Origin of the sequence: Streptomyces sp. SCSIO ZS0520, from assembly GCF_025643355.1 — a bacterium.
GTDB lineage: Bacteria > Actinomycetota > Actinomycetes > Streptomycetales > Streptomycetaceae > Streptomyces > Streptomyces physcomitrii.
Genome location: NZ_CP092644.1, coordinates 872,408 through 889,908 on the forward strand (window position 1 = coordinate 872,408; position 17,501 = coordinate 889,908).

The 17,501-nt window shown below is 75.6% G+C and carries 14 protein-coding genes; 10 read left to right on the forward strand and 4 right to left on the reverse strand.

Annotated features, from left to right (window positions below; translation table 11 throughout):
* The first annotated feature begins 22 nt into the window (after positions 1-22).
* The 3 genes from MID12_RS02955 to MID12_RS02965 all read left to right on the forward strand — a co-directional run bounded on the left by MID12_RS02955 (position 23) and on the right by MID12_RS02965 (position 2,472).
* Positions 23-613, forward strand: coding sequence for a carbonic anhydrase (locus MID12_RS02955; RefSeq protein WP_040246555.1), 591 nt, complete (start codon positions 23-25; stop codon positions 611-613).
* Entirely contained in the window at positions 610-2,094 is a 1,485-nt protein-coding gene (locus MID12_RS02960) for a SulP family inorganic anion transporter (protein WP_263164686.1), read from the forward strand. Before MID12_RS02955 ends, MID12_RS02960 begins: the two co-directional genes overlap by 4 nt.
* A gap of 144 nt (positions 2,095-2,238) precedes the next feature.
* Positions 2,239-2,472 (forward strand): hypothetical protein, encoded by a 234-nt coding sequence (locus tag MID12_RS02965; protein WP_263164687.1) that lies wholly within the window; start codon positions 2,239-2,241, stop codon positions 2,470-2,472.
* 114 nt (positions 2,473-2,586) lie between these two features.
* Here the strand turns inward: MID12_RS02965 and MID12_RS02970 are convergent, their stop codons facing one another.
* Both MID12_RS02970 and MID12_RS32365 read right to left on the reverse strand, forming a co-directional pair.
* A complete protein-coding gene (locus tag MID12_RS02970) occupies positions 2,587-3,255 on the reverse strand; it encodes an ABC transporter (RefSeq protein ID WP_263164688.1) in 669 nt (222 codons plus the stop codon).
* On the reverse strand, positions 3,252-4,568 hold the full coding sequence (locus MID12_RS32365) for an ATP-binding cassette domain-containing protein (RefSeq protein WP_411576897.1): 1,317 nt from the start codon (positions 4,566-4,568) through the stop codon (positions 3,252-3,254). The genes MID12_RS02970 and MID12_RS32365 overlap by 4 nt, the downstream gene beginning before the upstream one ends.
* 67 nt (positions 4,569-4,635) lie before the next feature.
* Here MID12_RS32365 and MID12_RS02980 point away from each other — a divergent pair, with 67 nt between their 5' ends.
* The 5 genes from MID12_RS02980 to MID12_RS03000 all read left to right on the forward strand — a co-directional run bounded on the left by MID12_RS02980 (position 4,636) and on the right by MID12_RS03000 (position 10,897).
* Positions 4,636-5,382, forward strand: coding sequence for an aminoacyl-tRNA hydrolase (locus MID12_RS02980; RefSeq protein WP_263164689.1), 747 nt, complete (start codon positions 4,636-4,638; stop codon positions 5,380-5,382).
* Between the two features lie 122 nt (positions 5,383-5,504).
* The gene (locus tag MID12_RS02985; RefSeq protein WP_263164690.1) at positions 5,505-7,199 is read left to right on the forward strand and encodes a DUF692 family multinuclear iron-containing protein; all 1,695 of its coding nucleotides are present in this window, start codon (positions 5,505-5,507) and stop codon (positions 7,197-7,199) included.
* Positions 7,200-7,203: 4 nt separating this feature from the next.
* Positions 7,204-8,214 carry a TIGR04222 domain-containing membrane protein gene (locus tag MID12_RS02990; RefSeq protein WP_263164691.1) on the forward strand — a complete coding sequence of 337 codons (1,011 nt, stop codon included), beginning with the start codon at positions 7,204-7,206 and terminating at the stop codon, positions 8,212-8,214.
* A 164-nt stretch (positions 8,215-8,378) separates the two neighbouring features.
* Positions 8,379-9,146: a TIGR04222 domain-containing membrane protein gene (locus MID12_RS02995; protein ID WP_263164692.1), complete on the forward strand. Its 768-nt coding sequence runs from the start codon at positions 8,379-8,381 to the stop codon at positions 9,144-9,146.
* Positions 9,147-9,259: 113 nt separating this feature from the next.
* Positions 9,260-10,897: an alpha/beta hydrolase gene (locus MID12_RS03000; RefSeq protein WP_263164693.1), complete on the forward strand. Its 1,638-nt coding sequence runs from the start codon at positions 9,260-9,262 to the stop codon at positions 10,895-10,897.
* Between the two features lie 82 nt (positions 10,898-10,979).
* On the opposite strand, the gene hemQ is transcribed toward MID12_RS03000, so the two are convergent.
* Both hemQ and hemG read right to left on the reverse strand, forming a co-directional pair.
* The gene (hemQ, locus tag MID12_RS03005) at positions 10,980-11,705 is read right to left on the reverse strand and encodes a hydrogen peroxide-dependent heme synthase (protein ID WP_040246566.1); all 726 of its coding nucleotides are present in this window, start codon (positions 11,703-11,705) and stop codon (positions 10,980-10,982) included.
* A gap of 4 nt (positions 11,706-11,709) precedes the next feature.
* Entirely contained in the window at positions 11,710-13,179 is a 1,470-nt protein-coding gene (gene hemG / locus MID12_RS03010; RefSeq protein ID WP_263164694.1) for a protoporphyrinogen oxidase, read from the reverse strand.
* A gap of 127 nt (positions 13,180-13,306) precedes the next feature.
* Here hemG and MID12_RS03015 point away from each other — a divergent pair, with 127 nt between their 5' ends.
* Positions 13,307-14,683: an FAD-dependent oxidoreductase gene (locus MID12_RS03015; RefSeq protein ID WP_263164695.1), complete on the forward strand. Its 1,377-nt coding sequence runs from the start codon at positions 13,307-13,309 to the stop codon at positions 14,681-14,683.
* Between the two features lie 497 nt (positions 14,684-15,180).
* Positions 15,181-17,340, forward strand: a complete 2,160-nt coding sequence (locus MID12_RS03020; RefSeq protein ID WP_263164697.1) for a hypothetical protein — start codon at positions 15,181-15,183, stop codon at positions 17,338-17,340.
* Positions 17,341-17,501 lie beyond the last annotated feature (161 nt).

Genomic DNA, 17,501 nt, shown 5'->3' on the forward strand with positions numbered 1-17,501 from the left:
GCGCCCCCAGGAGGCAACTGACATGCAGCCCCTCATCGATCACGCACGATCCTTCCCGCGCACCGGTGCCGCGCACGGCGAGGACTTCGCACGGCTGGCCGTCGGCCAGTCACCCCAGGCCCTCTTCATCACCTGCTCGGACTCCCGGGTGGTCCCGGCCCTGATCACCGGCGCCCGCCCCGGTGAACTCTTCGAACTGCGCACGGCCGGCAACATCGTGCCGCCCTACGACCGCGGCCCCACCTCCGAGGCGGCCACCATCGAATACGCGGTGGAGGTGCTCGGCGTGCAGGACATCGTGGTCTGCGGGCACTCGCACTGCGGAGCGGTCGGCGCGCTGGTGCGCGGCGACGACCTGACCGCCGTACCGGCCGTGCGCGACTGGCTCGCGCACGCCGCCGACCAGCCCTCGGGCGAGGCCCCGCGGGACCCGGCCGTGGCCGAGGCGGTGCAGCACCATGTGCTCGCCCAGCTCCTTCGGCTGCTCTCCTACCCGTGCGTCAGCAGCCGGGTGGAGAGCGGGAAACTGCGGGTGCACGCCTGGTACTACGAGGTGCACACCGGCAATGTCTTCGCCCACCAGGGCGAGACCGACTCCTTCGTGGCGCTGTGAGCGGCCCCGTGAAGCTCTCCCGCTACGTCGAATCCTCCCTGTTCCGGCAGGACTTCACCGCCTCCCTGGTGGTCTTCCTGGTCGCGCTGCCGCTGTGCGTCGGCGTGGCGGTGGCCTCCGGGGTACCGGCCGAGATCGGTCTGATCACCGGCATCGTCGGCGGCATCGTCACCGGTCTGCTGCCGGGCAGCAGCCTCCAGGTCTCCGGCCCCGCGGCCGGTCTCACCGTGCTCGTCTACGAGGCGGTGCAGGAGTTCGGGCTCCCGGTGCTCGGCGTGATCGTGCTCGCCACCGGGCTGCTCCAGCTGGTGATGGGCGCCCTGCGCTGGGGCCGCTGGTTCCGGGCCATCTCGGTCGCGGTGGTCGAGGGGATGCTCGCGGGCATCGGGCTCGTCCTGATCGCCGGGCAGCTGTACTCGATGGCCGGCGCCAAGGCCCCCGAGACCGGCATCGACAAGATCACCGGGCTGCCGGAACTGCTCGCGGACTCCGTGGGCTCCTCCGGCGCGCGCGCCTCGCTGCTGCTCGGCGCGGGCACCATCGCGGTGCTCGTGCTCTGGAAGCACCTGCCCGCCAAGGTACGGGTGGTGCCGGGGCCGCTCGCCGCCGTCGCGCTGGCCGTGCTCGTCTCGCTCGGCTTCTCGCTGCCGGTGGCGGAGGTGGAGGTCCAGGGGCTCGTCGACTCCGTACAGCCGCCGGGGCTCGGTGAGTTCGGGGAGCTGGGCAGCCTCGCGCTGCTGAGCACCATCCTCGCCTTCACGCTGATCGCCTCCGCGGAGAGCCTGTTCAGCGCGGCGGCCGTGGACCGGCTGCACGACGGTCCGCGGACCCACTACGACAAGGAGCTGATGGCCCAGGGCGTCGGCAACACGATCTGCGGGATCCTCGGCGCCCTGCCGATGACCGCGGTGATCGTGCGCAGCGCGGCCAATGTGCAGGCCGGGGCGCGTACCAAGGCCTCCCGGGTGATGCACGGCGTCTGGCTGCTGCTCTTCGCCGCGCTGCTCCCGGCGGCGCTCGGCATCATCCCGATCCCCGCGCTCGCGGGCGTCCTGGTGCACGCGGGCTTCAAGCTGATCCCGCTCCAGGGGCTGCGCTCGCTGTGGCGGGAGCACCGCAGCGAGGCGGTGATCCTGGTCGTGACCGCGGTCGCGATCGTGGCGATCAACATGTTCGAGGGTGTCCTGATCGGCCTCGCCCTCGCGGTCGCCAAGACCGCCTGGGAGGCCTCGCACGTCCGGCTGGAGATCATCGACAAGGGAGCGGGCCCGGTGCAGGCGCACCTCACCGGCAACGCGACCTTCCTGAGGCTGCCGAAGATCCTGGACAGCCTGGAGTCCCTGCCGCAGGACCGGCCGGTCGAGCTGGACCTCTCCCAGGTCCACCACCTCGACCACGCCTGCCGCACCGCCCTGGAGAACTGGGCGGAACGGCACAGCGACACGGACACCGAACCCGTGAAGGTCACCGCCCGCGCCTGAGCGGGCACAGCACCGCGGAGCGGTGGAGCAGTACGGGCGCGGCGTTCCCTCCGGGGGGCGCCGCGCCCCTTGCGTCTCGGCCCCGTTCCGCGGACCGGACCACCGAGGCGAGCGGCCCGGCGGCGTCCTCGTACGCTGGCGGGCATGAGCGACTACTGCGCGGGCGATGGGCAGTTGGAGGGCGCGCCCCCGGCCGCGAGGCCGGATACGGGCGCGGACGGCACGGAGGCGGCGGGCGACGGGGCGGGCGCCCCGGAGGCCTTCGCCGAGTGCGTGCTGTGCCGGGAGCCCACCAAGTACCCGGAGTCCCGGCGCGGGATCACCCTGTGCCCCGTGTGCGAGTGGCAGGAGGCGCAGCGGGCCGCGTGCTCCGGCTGAGGCTTGGCGGAGGGGTTGGCGCCGGGGGCGATCCCCGGTCCGTCGTCGAGGGACAAGTCCCGGCATCGCTGAAGTACGAGCCCCGGTGCACCGCTCGGGGGCGAGCCCCCGGGATCAGCCGCGGCGTGCGCTCGCCCAGCAGGTGGTGGCGGCCGCGGCGCCCGCGAGGAGGGCGGCGAGCAGCAGCGGGACCACGGGCGCGGGCACACTGCCTTGCCGGGAGCCCGTCACCATCGCGGTGATCGCGGTACGGGCCGGAGAGCCCGCGAGGACGAGGGCGAGCACCACGGCTCCGGTCAGCGCGGTGACCGCCCGCCCGGTGGACCGTACGAGCGGCCAGGAGGTCAGCGCGCCGACCGCGGTGCCGACCAGGGCGCAGACCAGCACGGTGCACAGCCCGGCGAGGGCCGCGGGCAGCCGTCCCACCGGGGTGCGGTGATCGTTGGCGGCAGCCTCGCCGATCATCGCGACGAACCCGGTGGCCAGCGCCCCGAGGAGGCAGGAAGTCAGCAGGGCGGTCAGCAGGCAGGCCAGTTGGACCCGCCGGGGACCGGCCGCCGCCGCACCGCAGGCGCGCGCCGCGGCCGGTTCGCCGGTCGCACAGATCCGCGCCGTCCAGGCCGCCACCGGTACCAGCGCGGCCGCCGTCCAGCCCAGCGAGTCCAGGACCGGCTCCCCGGAACGGACCCCGATGGCGAGCACGGCGGCATAGCAGAGCAGCGGCGCGATCAGCCGCTGCGAACGCAGCAGCAGGGCGCAGTGGTAGCGCAGGAGGGCCGTCATCGTGCCTTCCTCCTCGCCAGCGCCTCGGTGGGGGCGGAACCGGGCTCGGGGGCGGGGGGGGCGGGGGCGGGCTCGGGGGCAGGCGCGGGCGCGGTGGCTGATTCGGGCGCGGGCGCGGGGAGGTCCTCGGGCGCGGGCGTGCGTGCGGGGTCGGGTGCGGGCGCGTGCGCGAGGTCGGGCGTAGGCGTGCGCGCCGGGTCGGGTGCGGGCGTAGGCGCGGGGTCGGGTACGGGCGTGCGCGCCGGTGCAGGCGCGGGGGTGCGCGCGGCCTCCGGTGCCGAGGGGCGTGGAGTGAGGCGTACGACGTGCCAGGGCGGGTCGGCGCCGAGGAGGGTGCGCAGCAGGGCGTCCGAGGCGGTGGCCGGGACCGTGAGCAACCACCTTCCGTGGGAGCCGAGTCGGGCCCGGACCGGTACCGAGCGGTGGTCGTCGCCCGGCGCTCCCGTGACCGCCCGGGGCGGCGCCACGGCACCGGGCGGACCCTGCGCCTCGACCTCGACCTCGACTTCAGGCTCGACATCGACCTCGACCTCGACTTCAGGCTCGACATCGACCTCGACCTCGGCCTCGGCCTCGACTTCAGGCCCGGCGTCGACGGTCACCGGGGTGTCCGCCGCTCCCCCGGCCCCCGTCCTCAGGGAACCCGACCGCCCCACCGCCCCCGCCCCGGACGGCGCAAGGCGGACGAGGCCGCCGTCCGCCCCGAGTGTGCAGCGCAGGTCCACCGACTCCGCGAGGCGCTCGGGGTGGTGGTCGACGCAGACCACGGCCGAGCCCGCGGTGGTGAGTTCCCGTACCGCCAGGTCGAGTTCGGCGCGGGCGGCGGTGTCGAGGCCGGTCCAGGCCTCGTCCAGGACGAGCAGTTCGGGGGCGGCCATCAGCGCCTGGACGACGGCGGCCTTCTGGCTGCTGCCCTTGGAGAGTTCGGCCAGCGGCGCCCCCCAGTAGGGCCCGGCGCCGAAGCGCTCCGTCCAGTCGCGCGCCCGGCGGGTGGCCGCGGCGGTGCCGAGTCCGTGCACCCGGCCCATGTGGACCAGGTAGCCGCCGAAGGTGAACGGCAGCCCGGCGGGGAAGCGTTCGGGTACGTAGGCGGTCCTGGGGCGGCCGAGGGCGCGGCCCTCGGTGGGGGTGTCGAGTCCGGCGAGCAGGCGCAACAGGGTGGATTTTCCGGTGCCGTTGGCGCCCTCGACGCGGACCAGGGTGCCGGGTTCCGCGGCCAGGTCCACCCCGCGCAGCACCCAGGGGCCGCGGCGGCCGTAGCGGCGTCCGGCTCCCACCAGGCGGCGGTGCCCGCGGGCGGGTCCGTGCTTCATGGGCCCATCCTCCCCCGTGGTCCGCGGCGGCCGGTGGGTGGCCCCGGCGGGCTGGCAGACTTCTCCCGTGAGCAGCGAAGACACCGCCCCCGCGACCCCGCAGGACTCCCCCTTCGAGCCGGACGGCAACTCCCGCGACCAGGAGGAGCAGTTCGTGCTCCCGCTCGTGGTGCGCCTGGAGAAGACCGCGCCCCCGGACCGTACCGACGCCCTGGAGGCCGCCGCCCGCGCGGTCCTCGTGCTGCTCGACGACGCCCGGGCACGCGGGGCGGGCGAGTGGGCCGAGGCGGTGCGCCGCTGGCAGGACGCGCGGATCCGCAAGGTGGTGCGCCGGGCGCGCGGCGCGGGCTGGCGCAAGGCGCGGGCGCTGCCCGGCATCACGGTGACCCAGGGCTCCGCCGAGGTGCGGGTCTTCCCGCCGGTGCCGCTGGACGGCTGGCCGAAGGAGCTGGCGGTGCTCCAGGTCTCGGGCACCGAACTGGACCCGGCCGCCACCCCGCCGGTACCGGACCCCTCGACGCCGGTGCTCTGGCTGAATCCGGGGATCACCATGTCCGCCGGGAAGGCGATGGCGCAGGCGGGGCATGCCGCGCAGCTGGCCTGGTGGGAGCTGGACGAGGCGGAGCGCGCACAGTGGCGGGAGCGGGGCTTCGCCCTGGCGGTACGGGAGGCGAGCGCGGCACGGTGGCGTGAACTCGCCGGTGCGGGGCTGCCGTTGGTGCGGGACGCCGGGTTCACCGAGGTCGCGCCCGGCTCCGCGACGGTGGTCGCCGATCTACCGGTGCTGCGCGGGCGCGGGGAACCTCAAATGTAGCTCTGAACGTCCCTGCCTGTGGGTTCGGCCCTCGCCCACGGGGCGAGAAGAGGCTCAGGACGACCCGGGCGCGGCAGCTGCAGCGCCCGGGCCTGTCGGGACACCGGGGGACGGAGAGACAGATGGAGCGACTGGGTACGGGCATCGGCTGGCGGCCGGAAATCGCCGAGGCGGTGGAGGCGATGCCCGGCATCGACTGGGTGGAGGCGGTCGCGGAGAACCTCTGCCCCGGCCATCTGCCGCCGTCCCTGGCGCGGCTGCGGGAGCGCGGGGTCACCGTCGTCCCGCACGGCGTCGGTCTCGGTCTCGGCGGCGCCGAACGCCCCGACGAGGAGCGCCTCGCCGCCCTCGCCGCCCGGGCCGAGAGCCTCGGCTCGCCGCTGGTGACCGAGCACATCGCCTTCGTCCGCGCCGGGGGCGCGCGCACCGCCTCGCCGCCGCTGGAGGCCGGGCACCTGCTGCCGGTGCCGCGCACCCGCGAGGCGCTGGACGTGCTCTGCGAGAACGTCCGCATCGCCCAGGCCCAGCTGCCGGTACCGCTGGCCGTGGAGAACATCGCGGCGCTCTTCTCCTGGCCCGACGAGGAGTTGACGGAGGGTCAGTTCCTCTACGAGCTGGCCGAGCGCACCGGCGTACGGCTGCTCATCGACGTGGCGAACCTGCACACCAACCACGTCAACCGCGGCGAGGACCCGGCCGAGGCGCTGGACGCCCTGCCCCTGGAGGCGCTGGCCTATGTGCATGTGGCGGGCGGCTTCGAACGGGACGGCGTCTGGCACGACTCGCACGCCCACCCCGTACCGCCCGCGGTGCTCGACGTCCTCGCCGCCCTCGCCTCCCGGGTCACCCCGCCCGGCGTACTCCTGGAACGCGACGAGAACTTCCCCGAACCGGCGGCCCTGGAGCGGGAGTTGGCGGACATGACCCGGACGGTACGGGAGGCGGGGGCGCCCGGGGCGAGGGCCGCGGCCGACACCTCGGCGGCGCCGAGGGAGGCAACTGCCGCCACCGGCAAGGGAATCGGCACCGGCAAGGGCATCCGGCCCACCACCACCGCCGAGGCTGTCACCGGCACCTCCGCAGCCGTACGGGAACCAACTGCCGCCAGCGGCAAGGGAATCGGCACCCGGCTTACCACCGCCCAGGCCGTCGCAGGCACCTCGGCAGCGGGGCGCGTACCAACTGCCGTCTCCAGCAACGGAATCGGCACCGGCGCGGGTACCCGGCCCCTCACCCCTGAGGCCGCTGCCCGTCCCACCACCCCCGCGGCCGCCGCTCAGCCCACCACCTCCGAATCATCCGAACCGACCGCTCAGCCCGCCGACTTCGGGACCGCGGCTCCCCCGGAAGCCTCCACCACCTCGATCCCGGCACCACCCGCCACCCCGTCCCCCGTCCCCGAAGCCGCCCGTCAGCGTCTCGCGCTCGCGCAGACCGCCCTGCTCTCCGCGCTGGTGGCGGGCACCCCCGCGCCCGAGGGCTTCGACCGGAACCGGCTCACCGTGCAGAGCCGCGCCCTGGCCGCCAAGCGGGCGGATGTGGTCGCGAAGGTGGCGCCGGAGCTGCCGGTGATCCTGGGCGCCGGGTACCGCGCGGCCTTCCTCGGCTATGCCCAGGCGCGGCCGATGGCCGGCGGCTACCGGCGGGACGCGCTGGACTTCGCCGAGCACCTGCTGCTGGCCGGCGGGCCCGAAGAGGCCACCGCGCGCGGGGAGTTGCGCGACTGGTGGCTGGAGCGGGAGGGGCCGCGGCCCCGGTCCGCCCGGCCGCTGGCGAGGCTGCGCCGGGCCGCCCGCTCCGTACTCGCCGGGCGGTGAGGAGATGGCGTACCTGACAGCCCTGGTCTACGTCCTGGTCCTCGGCTCAGCCGTCCGGCTCCTGACCGGCCTGCACCGGGCGCGCTCCTCGGCCGCCGCGCCCGGGGAGTCCGCCCGGGACGTCCTGGAGGCGGCCTTCCTCGCGGGCGGTCCCGGCCGGGTGGCGGACACCGTCGTGGTCGCCATGCACCTGGACGGGCGGCTCGCCGTGGCGGAGCCGGGCCTGCTCGGGGTGCGGCGCGCCGAGGTCCGGCACCCGGTCGAGCAGTCCGTGCTCGACGCCCACGCCCTCGCCCCGAGCGGCGCGCTGCACTGGGTGCGTACGGGTGTGATGCGGGGCCCGCAGGTCCAGGCGCTCGGCGACGGGCTCGCCGCGCGCGGGCTCCTGGTGCCGCCGGGGGCGCTGCGCCCGCTGCGCCGCTGGGCGCTGGTGCACACGGTGGGCTGCCTGCTGGGCTTCCCGCTGGCGGTCCTGCTGACGGTGGTGCAGTACGTGCGGCTGGACGCCGACTCGCCGGTGCCGTTCGTCCTCACCGTGCTGCCCGCCCTCGTCTTCGGCACCGTCCTCGGCTTCGTCTCGCTGCTGCGGGCCCGGGGCTCGCTGACCACCACCGGGCGCCGGGCGCTGCGCGCCTTCGCGGCGAGCGGGGCCCCGGCCGTGGACCTGGTGGCGCTGGTCGCGGTCCGCGGCCCGAGCGCCCTGCCCGATCCGGCGCTGCGCGCCATCCTGCTGCGGGCGCTGCGCGAGCGGGTCCGCCCGGCCGCGCTGTCCGGCAGCGCTCAGGGCGCCGCGTACGGCACACCGCTGGTGGTCGCCGGGGAGGTCAACTGGTGCGGCGGAGGCGGCTCTTCCTGCGGCGGCAGCAGTTGCGGCGGCTCCTCCTGCTCGGGCGCCTCCGGGGGCTCCTGCGGCGGCGGCTCGGGCTCCTCGTGCGGAGGGTCCTCCTGCGGTTCCTCCGGTTCGTCCTGCGGAGGCGGCGGGGGTGGCGGGGGCTGCGGCGGCGGATCCTCGTAGACCGGGCCGCTCGGCAGCGCACCGTACGGGCGCGGAGGCGGGCGGCGGCGCGGATGCCGGACAAGGCCACCGGCACCCGACTTCCCTGTGCCAAGCGCCACATTCCGGCACCCGAGGTGAAGAAACCGTGGCGCCCGGGGGCCCGCTTCGCGTAGAACTCGGCCATGCTGTGGCTGCTCTTCCTCCTTCTCGCCTGTGTGGCGGCCCTCGTGTCCTGCATCCGGCTGTGCCTGGCGGCGGTACGCGCCGCGGCCGCGGACGCGGGGCCCGGCACCCGCCGCGAACTGACCCTGTACGAGGCCGCGTTCCTCTCCGGCGGTCCGCACCGGGCAGCCGAACTGACCCTGGTCTCCATGGCGTACGAGCGCCGGATGCTGCTCGCGCACACCGGCTGGGCCACCGTGGTCGACCAGGAGGCCAGGGACCCGATGGAGGCGGCTGTCATCGAGGCGGTGGGCCCCGGCGGCCAGTCGCCGATCGCCGAGGTCCGCACGGCCGCGGCCGCCGCACCGCCGGTACGGGAGCTGGCGGACACCCTGGTGCGCGCCGGGCTCGCGGTGCCCGAGTCCTCACGCGGCACCGTCGCCGGGGCGGTGCGCCAGGTCAGGGCGGTGGCCCTCGCGGTGCCGGTCCTCGCGGCGGCCGCGGTCCTCGCGCCGGGCCGGGGCGCGCCCGGCGGTGACCTGCTGAGCTGGTTCGCGCTGCCGCTGCTGCTGAGCCTCTGCTCGCTGGGCATCGCCCGCTTCGAGACCTATCCGTACACCCGCTGGGCCTCCCAGGCGGGCCGGCGGCTCCTCGCCGAGCTGCCGTCCGGTGGCAGGGGCAGCGGGGCCGCGCTCACCGAGGTGGCGCTGCGCGGCACCGGCGCGGCGGGCGATCCGCAGCTGCGGGCGGCCTTCGCGGTGCGTTCGGCGGCACCGCGCACTCTTTGAGCGGACAAGGGACCCGGGGTCCTTTACTTCCCCGGCCCCTCCCCCAAGCATCCCTTCTGTTCCCGTCCGCCCGCTTCGGGCGTCTCACCGGACCGAAGGGATGAGGCCGAGCGATGCGCACCGCCGCCCTCGTGGCAGTCACCGGCTCCCTGCTCCTCACCGCCGCCGCGACGGCCCCCGCCCAGCCCGGCGCCGCGCCCCGGCCGAGCGCGGCCGAGCGACTGGCGGCGGGCACCGCCGAGGCCGCCCGGCAGTCCGCCGCCGCGGGCATCCGCTTCGGCCCGTGCCCGGAGCGGTACCACCTGGAGCCCCCGGTGGAGTGCGGCACGGTCTCGGTGCCGGTGGACTACGCGCGCCCCGGCGGCCGAAGGCTCCCGCTCACCGTCAGCCGGGCGCGGGCCTCCGGGGCGGACGCCGGGGGCAAACCGGTCCGGCGGCAGGGCGCGCTGGTCTTCCAGACCGGCACGCCGGGCTCCTCCGGCCTCTACTTCCCGATGGCCGCGGGCCTCGGCTCCTGGCAGCGCGTGCACTCCGCCTACGACCTGGTGGGCTACACCCCGCGCGGGGTGGGCGCGGACGGCGGCCTCTCCTGCCAGGACCCCGCCGACGCGCCCACCGCGGCCCCGCAGCGGCCGGACGCGGTGTTCAAGGCCGGGGCCCGCGCCCGCGCCACCGCCTACGCGGCGGGCTGCCTGCGCTCCGCGGGCACCGGACTGAAGCAGTTCTCCACCGAGACCGGCGCCCGCGACCTCGACGTGCTGCGCGCGGCCCTCGGCGAGCGGCGGCTGACCTTCATGGGCGTCTCCTACGGCGGCTATGTCGGCGCGGTCCACGCGAGCCTCTTCCCCGGGCATGTGCGCCGGATGGTCTTCGACTCGGCGCCGGATCCCGCGCCGGGGCGGGTGGGCTACCCGGACTCGCTGCGCCAGAGCGCCGCCTTCGAGCGGCGCTGGCACGACTTCCTCGACTGGGTGGCACGCCATGACGAGGCCTACGGACTCGGCACCACCGCCGAGGCCGTGCAGCACCGCTACGACGGGGTGCGCGAGGAGCTGGCGAAGAAGCCCGCGGAGGGCACGGTGGGCCCGGCCCAGCTCCAGGCCGCCTTCGCCAAGACGGTCTTCTACGACGACTACTGGCCGATCCGGGCCACCGCGCTCGCGGCCTGGGCGCACGGGGAGCGGGAGTTCCTGATCCAGCAGGCCGCGCCCGTGCCGGAGGCGGCGGCGGAGCGGGAGAACGCGGCGGCGGTGACCGCGGCCGTGCGGTGCCAGGACAGCGCCTGGCCGCGCGACTGGGCGACCTGGGACCGGGACGCGACGCGGCTGGCGAGAACCGCCCCGTTCGCGGCCTGGGCGCACACCTGGGCCCATCTGCCCTGCGCGAGCTGGCCGGTGACGGCGCGGCGGCCCGTCGACGTGGGGGCCGCCGGTGCCGCGCAGGCCCTGGACTCCGCGCGCGGCACCCTGCCGCCGACGCTGATCCTGGCGGCCGAGCAGGACGCGGTCGCCCCGCTCGCCGGGGCGCGCGAACTGCGGCGGCGGCTGGCCGGTTCGGTGCTGGTGACCGAGCGGGACGCGGGGATGACCGGCCTCGGCGGCGGCCCGAACGACTGCGTCAACCGCCACCTCGACGACTACCTGGTGGCGGGCCGCCTCCCCGCCGCCGACACGAGCTGCGCCCCGCACCCCGAGCCGCGTCCGCTGGCCACCGGCGGCCGGGCCCACTTCGACGTACGGCGCGGGGAGTGAACCGGGGCGCGCGCGGCGGGAGTTGCGGCCTCCCGCGCCCGGCGGGCCCCGGTCAGGAGGCCGCCGGGCCCGGTGCGGCGGATCAGGCCAGCGCGTCCACGAGTTCGGCGACGCTGCGGCGGCGCCCGGTGTAGAAGGGCACCTCCTCGCGGACGTGCATCCGGGCCTCGGAGGCCCGCAGATGGCGCATGAGATCGACGATGCGGTGGAGCTCGTCGGCCTCGAAGGCGAGGATCCACTCGTAGTCGCCGAGCGAGAACGAGGCCACCGTGTTGGCGCGGACGTCCGGGTAGCCGCGCGCCATCTTGCCGTGGTCGGCGAGCATCCGGCGGCGGTCCTCGTCGGCCAGCAGGTACCAGTCGTAGGAGCGGACGAAGGGGTAGACGCTGACGTAGTCGCGGGCGGTCTCGTCGGCGAGGAAGGCCGGGATGTGGGAGCGGTTGAACTCGGCCGGGCGGTGCAGCGCCATGTTCGACCAGACCGGTTCCAGGGCGCGGCCGAGGCCGGTGCGGCGGAAGAGGTTGTAGGCCTCCTGAAGCTGCTCGGCGGTCTCGGCGTGCCACCAGATCATGAGATCGGCGTCGGCGCGCAGGCCCGAGACGTCGTAGGTGCCGCGGATGGTGACGTCCTTGGCGGCCAGCTGGTCGAAGAGCTCCTGGACCTCGGCGGCGAGGCGGGGGCGGTCGGTGTCGCCGGGCAGTACGTCGCGCAGCCTGAAGACGGACCACAGGGTGTACCGGATGACCTCGTTGAGGTCCTTGGCCTTCTTGCCGATGTTCGGGATCTTGGCGGATGCGTCGTCGCTCATGCCGCTATTCTCCCGCGCCGCCGTGGGTGCTCTGCACCGGGTTCCGGGCGAGCGCGGCGAGCGCCCCCGCGTCCCCGGTGAGCGCGTCCGCGGCGGCCCGGGCACCGGCGATGCAGGCGGGCACCCCGACGCCGTCGTAGGCGGCACCGCAGACGGCGAGGCCGGGGAGCGGCGCCAGGTGCCCGCGGATCCGGGCGACCCGGGCGGCGTGCCCCACCGGATACTGCGGCAGCCCCTCGTGCCAGCGGGTCACCCGGGAGGCGACCGGCTCGGCGTCCAGGCCGGTGGCGTCGCGCAGGTCCCGCCGGGAGATCTCGACCAGTTCCGTGTCCTCGCGGGCGAGGACCGCGCTCTCGCCGTGCCGCCCGACCGAGGTCCGCAGGACCAGCAACTCCGGGTCCTGCCGGGCGATCCAGCCCCATTTGCGGCCGGCGAAGGTGGCGGCCTTGATGGTGCGGCCCTCGACCGGCGGCACCAGGAAGCCGCTGCCCTCCGGCAGCCCGGCGGCGTCCCGTGCCCGGTAGGCGAGGGTGACCAGCCCCATCGAGGCGTACTCGATCGTGCGCAGTTCGGCCGCGGCGGCGGGGGCCACCGTCTCCAGGAGCCGGGCGGCCGGGGCGGCGGGCAGCGCGAGGACCACGGCGTCCGCGGTGAGGACGCCCTCGCGGGTGCCGATCTGCCAGGGGCCGCCGGGCACCGGGCGGCGCAGCGCGGTCACGGGGGTGCCAGTGAGGATGCGGCCGCCCTGTTCGCGTACCCGCTCGGCGACGGCGAGCGGGAGGCTTCCGACCCCGCCGTCGATCCCGGCGAACACCGGCCCGGCCGCCGGGTTGCGGGCGGCCCGGCGCTGGATCTCGGTGACCGCGTCGAGCAGGGAGGTGTGGTGGCGGGCGGCCTCGAAGAGCTGGGGCACGGCCGAGCGCAGGGAGAGCAGGTAGGCGTCCCCGGCGTAGACGCCGCCGAGGAGGGGTTCCACAAGGCGGTCCACCACCTCGCGGCCCAGGCGCTCGGCGACATAGGCGCCGACCGCGATGTCCTCGCCGATATCGGTCGGCGGCAGCTCCCGCTCCCGGGCGATCCGGGCGAGGCCCTCCGCGGAGAGCACCCCGGCGAGCGCCTCGGGGTCGCCGGGTACGCCCATCACATGGCCCTTGGGCATCGGGCGCAGCGCACCGCCCGTCCACAGCGAGGCGCTCGCCGTCGCCGGGGCCTCGATGCGCGCGCCGAGTCCCGCGGCCCGGGCGAGTTCCACGGCCTCGGGGCGCCGGGCGAGCAGCGACTCGGCGCCGAGGTCGACCCGTACGCCCGCGATCTCGCCGGGCAGGAGCTTGCCGCCGAGGCGCTCGGAGGCCTCGGCGAGGGTGACGGTGTATCCGGCGCCGAGCAGCCGGTGGGCGGCGGCGAGGCCGGTGATCCCGCCTCCGACGACGACGGCGTGCGGGGCCCCGGCCCGCGCCGGTTGCGCTGCGTCCATGGGGCCACTCTCTCAAACACCCGGCGCCGTACGGAGCGGAGGCCGGGCGGCGGGGGCGCCCCGGCTACGGTGATCACCAGTCGGGCCCCGGGCACGGGGCGGTGGACCCGGACCCGGGGAGTGTGCGATGCGCGAGCGGCTGGTCATCATCGGCGGGGACGCGGCGGGCATGTCGGCCGCCTCGCAGGCCCGGCGGCTGCGGAGCCCCGAGGAGCTGGAGATCCTCGCCTTCGAGCGCGGTCACTTCACCTCCTACTCGGCCTGCGGGATCCCGTACTGGGTGGGCGGGGTCGTCGAGGAGCGGGCGGCGCTGATCGCCCGCTCGCCCGCGCAGCACCGGGAGCGGGAGATCGGGCTGCGGATGCGCACCGAGGTCACCGAGATCGACACCGGCCGCGGCCGGGTGCGCGCCCGGGACCTGGAGTCGGGCGCCGAGGAGTGGACCTCGTACGACAAGCTGGTGATCGCCACCGGGGCGCGGCCGCTGCGCCCGCCGGTGCCGGGGATCGACGCCCCCGGGGTGCACGGGGTGCAGACCCTGGACGACGGGCAGGCGCTGCTCGACTCGCTCGCGCCGGGCGGGCCCCGGCGGGCCGTCGTCATCGGCGCCGGGTACATCGGGGTCGAGATGGCCGAGGCGCTGATCCAGCGCGGCTACGCGGTGACCGTGCTCAACCGCTCGGCGCAGCCGATGGCCACCCTCGATCCGGACATGGGGCGCCAGGTGCACGAGGCGATGTGCGGACTCGGCATCGAGATGGTCAACGGGGCCGAGGTCACCGGGATCGAGACCGGCGAGGACGGCCGGGCCCGCGCGGTGACCACCGCGGAGGGGCGCCACCCGGCCGAGGTGGTGGTCCTCGGCACCGGGGTGCGGCCGGAGACCTCGCTCGCCGAGGCCGCCGGTCTGCCGCTCGGCGCGTACGGCGGGCTGCTCACCGACCTCGCGATGCGGGTGCGCGGGCAGGAGAACATCTGGGCCGGCGGCGACTGCGTGGAGGTGCTCGACCTGGTCTCCGGTCAGGAGCGGCACATCGCGCTCGGCACCCACGCCAACAAGCACGGCCAGGTGATCGGCACCAACGCGGGCGGCGGCTACGCGACCTTCCCCGGTGTGGTCGGCACCGCGGTGAGCAAGGTCTGCGACCTGGAGATCGCGCGGACCGGTCTGCGGGAGAAGGACGCCCGCGCGGTGGGCCTGGAGTTCCACGCGGTGACCATCGAGTCGACCAGCCGGGCGGGCTACTACCCGGACGCCGGGCGGATGACGGTGAAGATGCTCGCCGAGCGCCGCACCGGACGGCTGCTCGGGGTGCAGATCGTGGGCCGCGAGGGCGCCGCCAAGCGCGTGGACATCGCGGCCGTGGCCCTGACCGCCCGGATGACCGTGGAGCAGATGACCGCCCTGGACCTCGGCTACGCCCCGCCGTTCTCGCCGGTGTGGGACCCCGTCCTGGTGGCCGCGCGCAAGGCGGCGCAGGCGGTCCGGGAGGCGGGGTACTGAGCTTCCGGTTCTCCCGGAAGCGGGGCGTGCGGCGCGTACGAGGGGCGCGGTCGCACGCTTGTCCGCGGGCGCGAAGGGGCGCGTTCAGCGGTGCGCCCCGCGCACGGCACCGCCGTCGGCGCCGGGCACGCGGCGACCGGCGCTGTCCGGTTCCGGTTGACCAATGGTCCAGGTCAGCGGGCCCGGCCCGGATCGTGCGCGAGCGCTTCCCCAACTCGCCCGCCCCCGGGCACTGTTGACAGTTGATCAGCAGAGCTGCGCAAACGCGGCCGGGGTGCCGGGCGCCCCTCCCCGAAGAGCCCGTCCGCTGCCCGAAGTGGACCGGGATGACCTTGACGCCTTTTTTCGGTCAACGTTCACAGAATCCTCGCACCCCGCACACCCGAGCCGCACTATGTGACGCGGCAGAGCGAGCCGGACACGCACCGCGTACTCCGGACCGCTGGGGGGGACGGGCCATGCCCCGGCATGGCCCGACGAAGGGAAACGAACACCGGATGAAGAACACCGCGCGAGCGGCGGCGCTGGCCGCAGGCGCCCTGCTTCTCACGCTCACGGCACCGGCCGGGGCATCGGCGGCGCCCGCGCAGCCGCAACCGCGGGTCGACCTGCGGGTCCTGCTCGTCTCGGACGGCGGCCCCGCCGTCGAGGCGGTACGGGCCGAACTCGACGCCCAGGGAACCCCGTACACCCGGGTGGACCTGAACAGTGCCGGGCGTCCGGTGCTCACCGCCGCCTTCCTCGCGGACTCCGTAGGGGGACGTCCGCGGGCGAAGTTCCAGGCCGTGGTGCTGCCGGACGCCAACCCCTTCGGCTCGGGGTCGCCCGAACTCGCCGCCCTCGCCGCCTACGAGCAGCGCTACGGGATCCCGCAGGTGGACGCCTACACCTGGGCCAACCCCGAGGCGGGCCTCGGCTATCCGGAGCCCGGGGACAGCCGCTCGCTGGACGGGGTGCAGGCCGCGGTCACCGAGGCGGGGCGCTCCGGCCCCTTCGGCTATCTGCGCGGCGCGGTGCCCTTCGAGGACAACTCCCCCTCGGTGAGCGAGAGTTACGGCTTCCTCGCGGCGCCCGCGCCGGGCGCCGACTTCACCCCGTACGTGGACGCGCCGCTGGCCGGGGGCGGGCGGGGCTCGCTGGTCGGCGAGTACCGGCACGACGGGCGGCGCGAGCTCGTGGTCACCTTCGCCTACAACCAGTACCAGCAGCAGTTCCGGCTGCTGGCCCGGGGCATCGTGGACTGGATGACCCAGGGGATCCACCTCGGGGCCTCGCGCCACCATTTCACGGTGCACGTCGACGACGTCTTCGCCGCGGACGACCGCTGGGACAGCGCGCTCAACTGCACGCCCGGCGACATCGACTGCGCGGGCGGCGGCGGCGAACCGGACCCGATCCGGATGACCGCCGAGGACGCCGCCTACGCCCGGAGCTGGTCGCGCGAGCACGGGCTGACCCTGGACCTGGTCTACAACGGCGCGGGCAGCGACCAGTACCGCGAGCAGGAGGGCGGCGACCCGCTGGCCGACCGGCTGCTCGCCGACCGCGCGGACTACCGCTGGGTCAACCACACCTACGAACACCCCTTCCTGGGCTGCGTCCAGGACGTCTCGGCGGTGCCGTGGAAGTGCGCGACCGACGCCTCGGGCGCCGTGCGCTACGTCCCCCGCAGCGAGATCTCGCAGCAGATCTCGGAGAACCGCCGCTGGGGCCAGAAGGCCAAACTCCCGCTGAACGAGAAGGAGTTGGTCACCGGCGAGCACTCGGGCCTGAAGGTGCTGCCGCAGCAGCCCGCGGACAACCCGAACCTCGCGCCCGCGCTGGCCGAGAACGGCATCGGCTGGCTCGGCTCCGACAACTCCCGTGAGCCCGCGCAGCGTTCGGCGGGATCCGCCCGTACCGTGCCGCGCTACCCGATGAACATCTTCTACAACGTGGGCCGCGCCGAGGAGCAGGTCGACGAGTACAACTGGATCTACACCCGCCGCGCCGACGGCGGCAGCGGGGTCTGCGAGACCTCCCCGGTGACCACCTGCCTGGACGCCCCGCTGGACACCGCGACCGGCTACCGGGACCGGATCGTGCCGCTGGAGTCGGCGCTCGCCCTCGGCCATGTCCTCTCCGGCGATGTGCGCCCGCACTTCATCCACCAGTCGAACCTGGCCGAGGACCGGATCGCCTACCCGGTCCTGGAGAAGGTCCTCTCCTCCTACGCCTCGCTCTTCGCCGCGAACACCCCGCTGGTGAACCCGCGGATGGCCGACACCGGCGAGGAGCTGCGCAAGCGCGCCGCCTTCCAGGACGCGGTACGGGCGAACAAGGTCACCGCCTACCGCGTCGGCGAGACCATCACCGTGCAGACCCCGGCGGGCGTGGAGACCCTCGCCACCATGCCCGCGGGCACCCGGCAGAACCTCCTCCTCGGCAGCACCCCCTTCGGCTCCGCCTACGCCGGGCGGCTCGGCGGCTGGGTCTCCCCCGCCCTGCTCCAGGGGCAGGTCTCGCTGAACGTCCCGAACGCGCCCCTCGCCCCGGCGGCCACCGCGAGCCGCGCCCAACTGCCCGCCGAGGTACGGAAGTTGCCCGTACCGCAGGGCGTCAGGAAGCAGGCGGCTCCCGGCCCCGTCCGGCAGGCGCCGCCGTCCCGGGGCCGCTAGGGCCTGTCGTCAAACTCCCCTCTGCGCCACGACGCCGCCCTCCGGGCGACGAGGGAAGTCTGAAGACAGCCCCTGGGCCCGCACCGCTGCACCCCGTCACCCACCCTCACCGGGACCGGCCCCGCCGCCCCGCCGCCGTGCCCCGGCACGGCGGGCGGGCG

What these genes read in the sequence shown, in the direction of transcription:
- MID12_RS02965 (WP_263164687.1), top strand. Translation starts at nt 2,239, where the DNA reads ATGAGCGACTACTGCGCGGGCGATGGGCAGTTGGAGGGCGCGCCCCCG.
- MID12_RS03020 (WP_263164697.1), top strand. Translation starts at nt 15,181, where the DNA reads ATGAAGAACACCGCGCGAGCGGCGGCGCTGGCCGCAGGCGCCCTGCTT.
- hemG (WP_263164694.1), bottom strand. Translation starts at nt 13,179, where the DNA reads ATGGACGCAGCGCAACCGGCGCGGGCCGGGGCCCCGCACGCCGTCGTC.
- MID12_RS03000 (WP_263164693.1), top strand. Translation starts at nt 9,260, where the DNA reads ATGCGCACCGCCGCCCTCGTGGCAGTCACCGGCTCCCTGCTCCTCACC.
- MID12_RS02990 (WP_263164691.1), top strand. Translation starts at nt 7,204, where the DNA reads ATGGCGTACCTGACAGCCCTGGTCTACGTCCTGGTCCTCGGCTCAGCC.
- MID12_RS02955 (WP_040246555.1), top strand. Translation starts at nt 23, where the DNA reads ATGCAGCCCCTCATCGATCACGCACGATCCTTCCCGCGCACCGGTGCC.
- MID12_RS02995 (WP_263164692.1), top strand. Translation starts at nt 8,379, where the DNA reads ATGCTGTGGCTGCTCTTCCTCCTTCTCGCCTGTGTGGCGGCCCTCGTG.
- MID12_RS32365 (WP_411576897.1), bottom strand. Translation starts at nt 4,568, where the DNA reads ATGAAGCACGGACCCGCCCGCGGGCACCGCCGCCTGGTGGGAGCCGGA.
- MID12_RS03015 (WP_263164695.1), top strand. Translation starts at nt 13,307, where the DNA reads ATGCGCGAGCGGCTGGTCATCATCGGCGGGGACGCGGCGGGCATGTCG.
- hemQ (WP_040246566.1), bottom strand. Translation starts at nt 11,705, where the DNA reads ATGAGCGACGACGCATCCGCCAAGATCCCGAACATCGGCAAGAAGGCC.
- MID12_RS02970 (WP_263164688.1), bottom strand. Translation starts at nt 3,255, where the DNA reads ATGACGGCCCTCCTGCGCTACCACTGCGCCCTGCTGCTGCGTTCGCAG.
- MID12_RS02985 (WP_263164690.1), top strand. Translation starts at nt 5,505, where the DNA reads ATGGAGCGACTGGGTACGGGCATCGGCTGGCGGCCGGAAATCGCCGAG.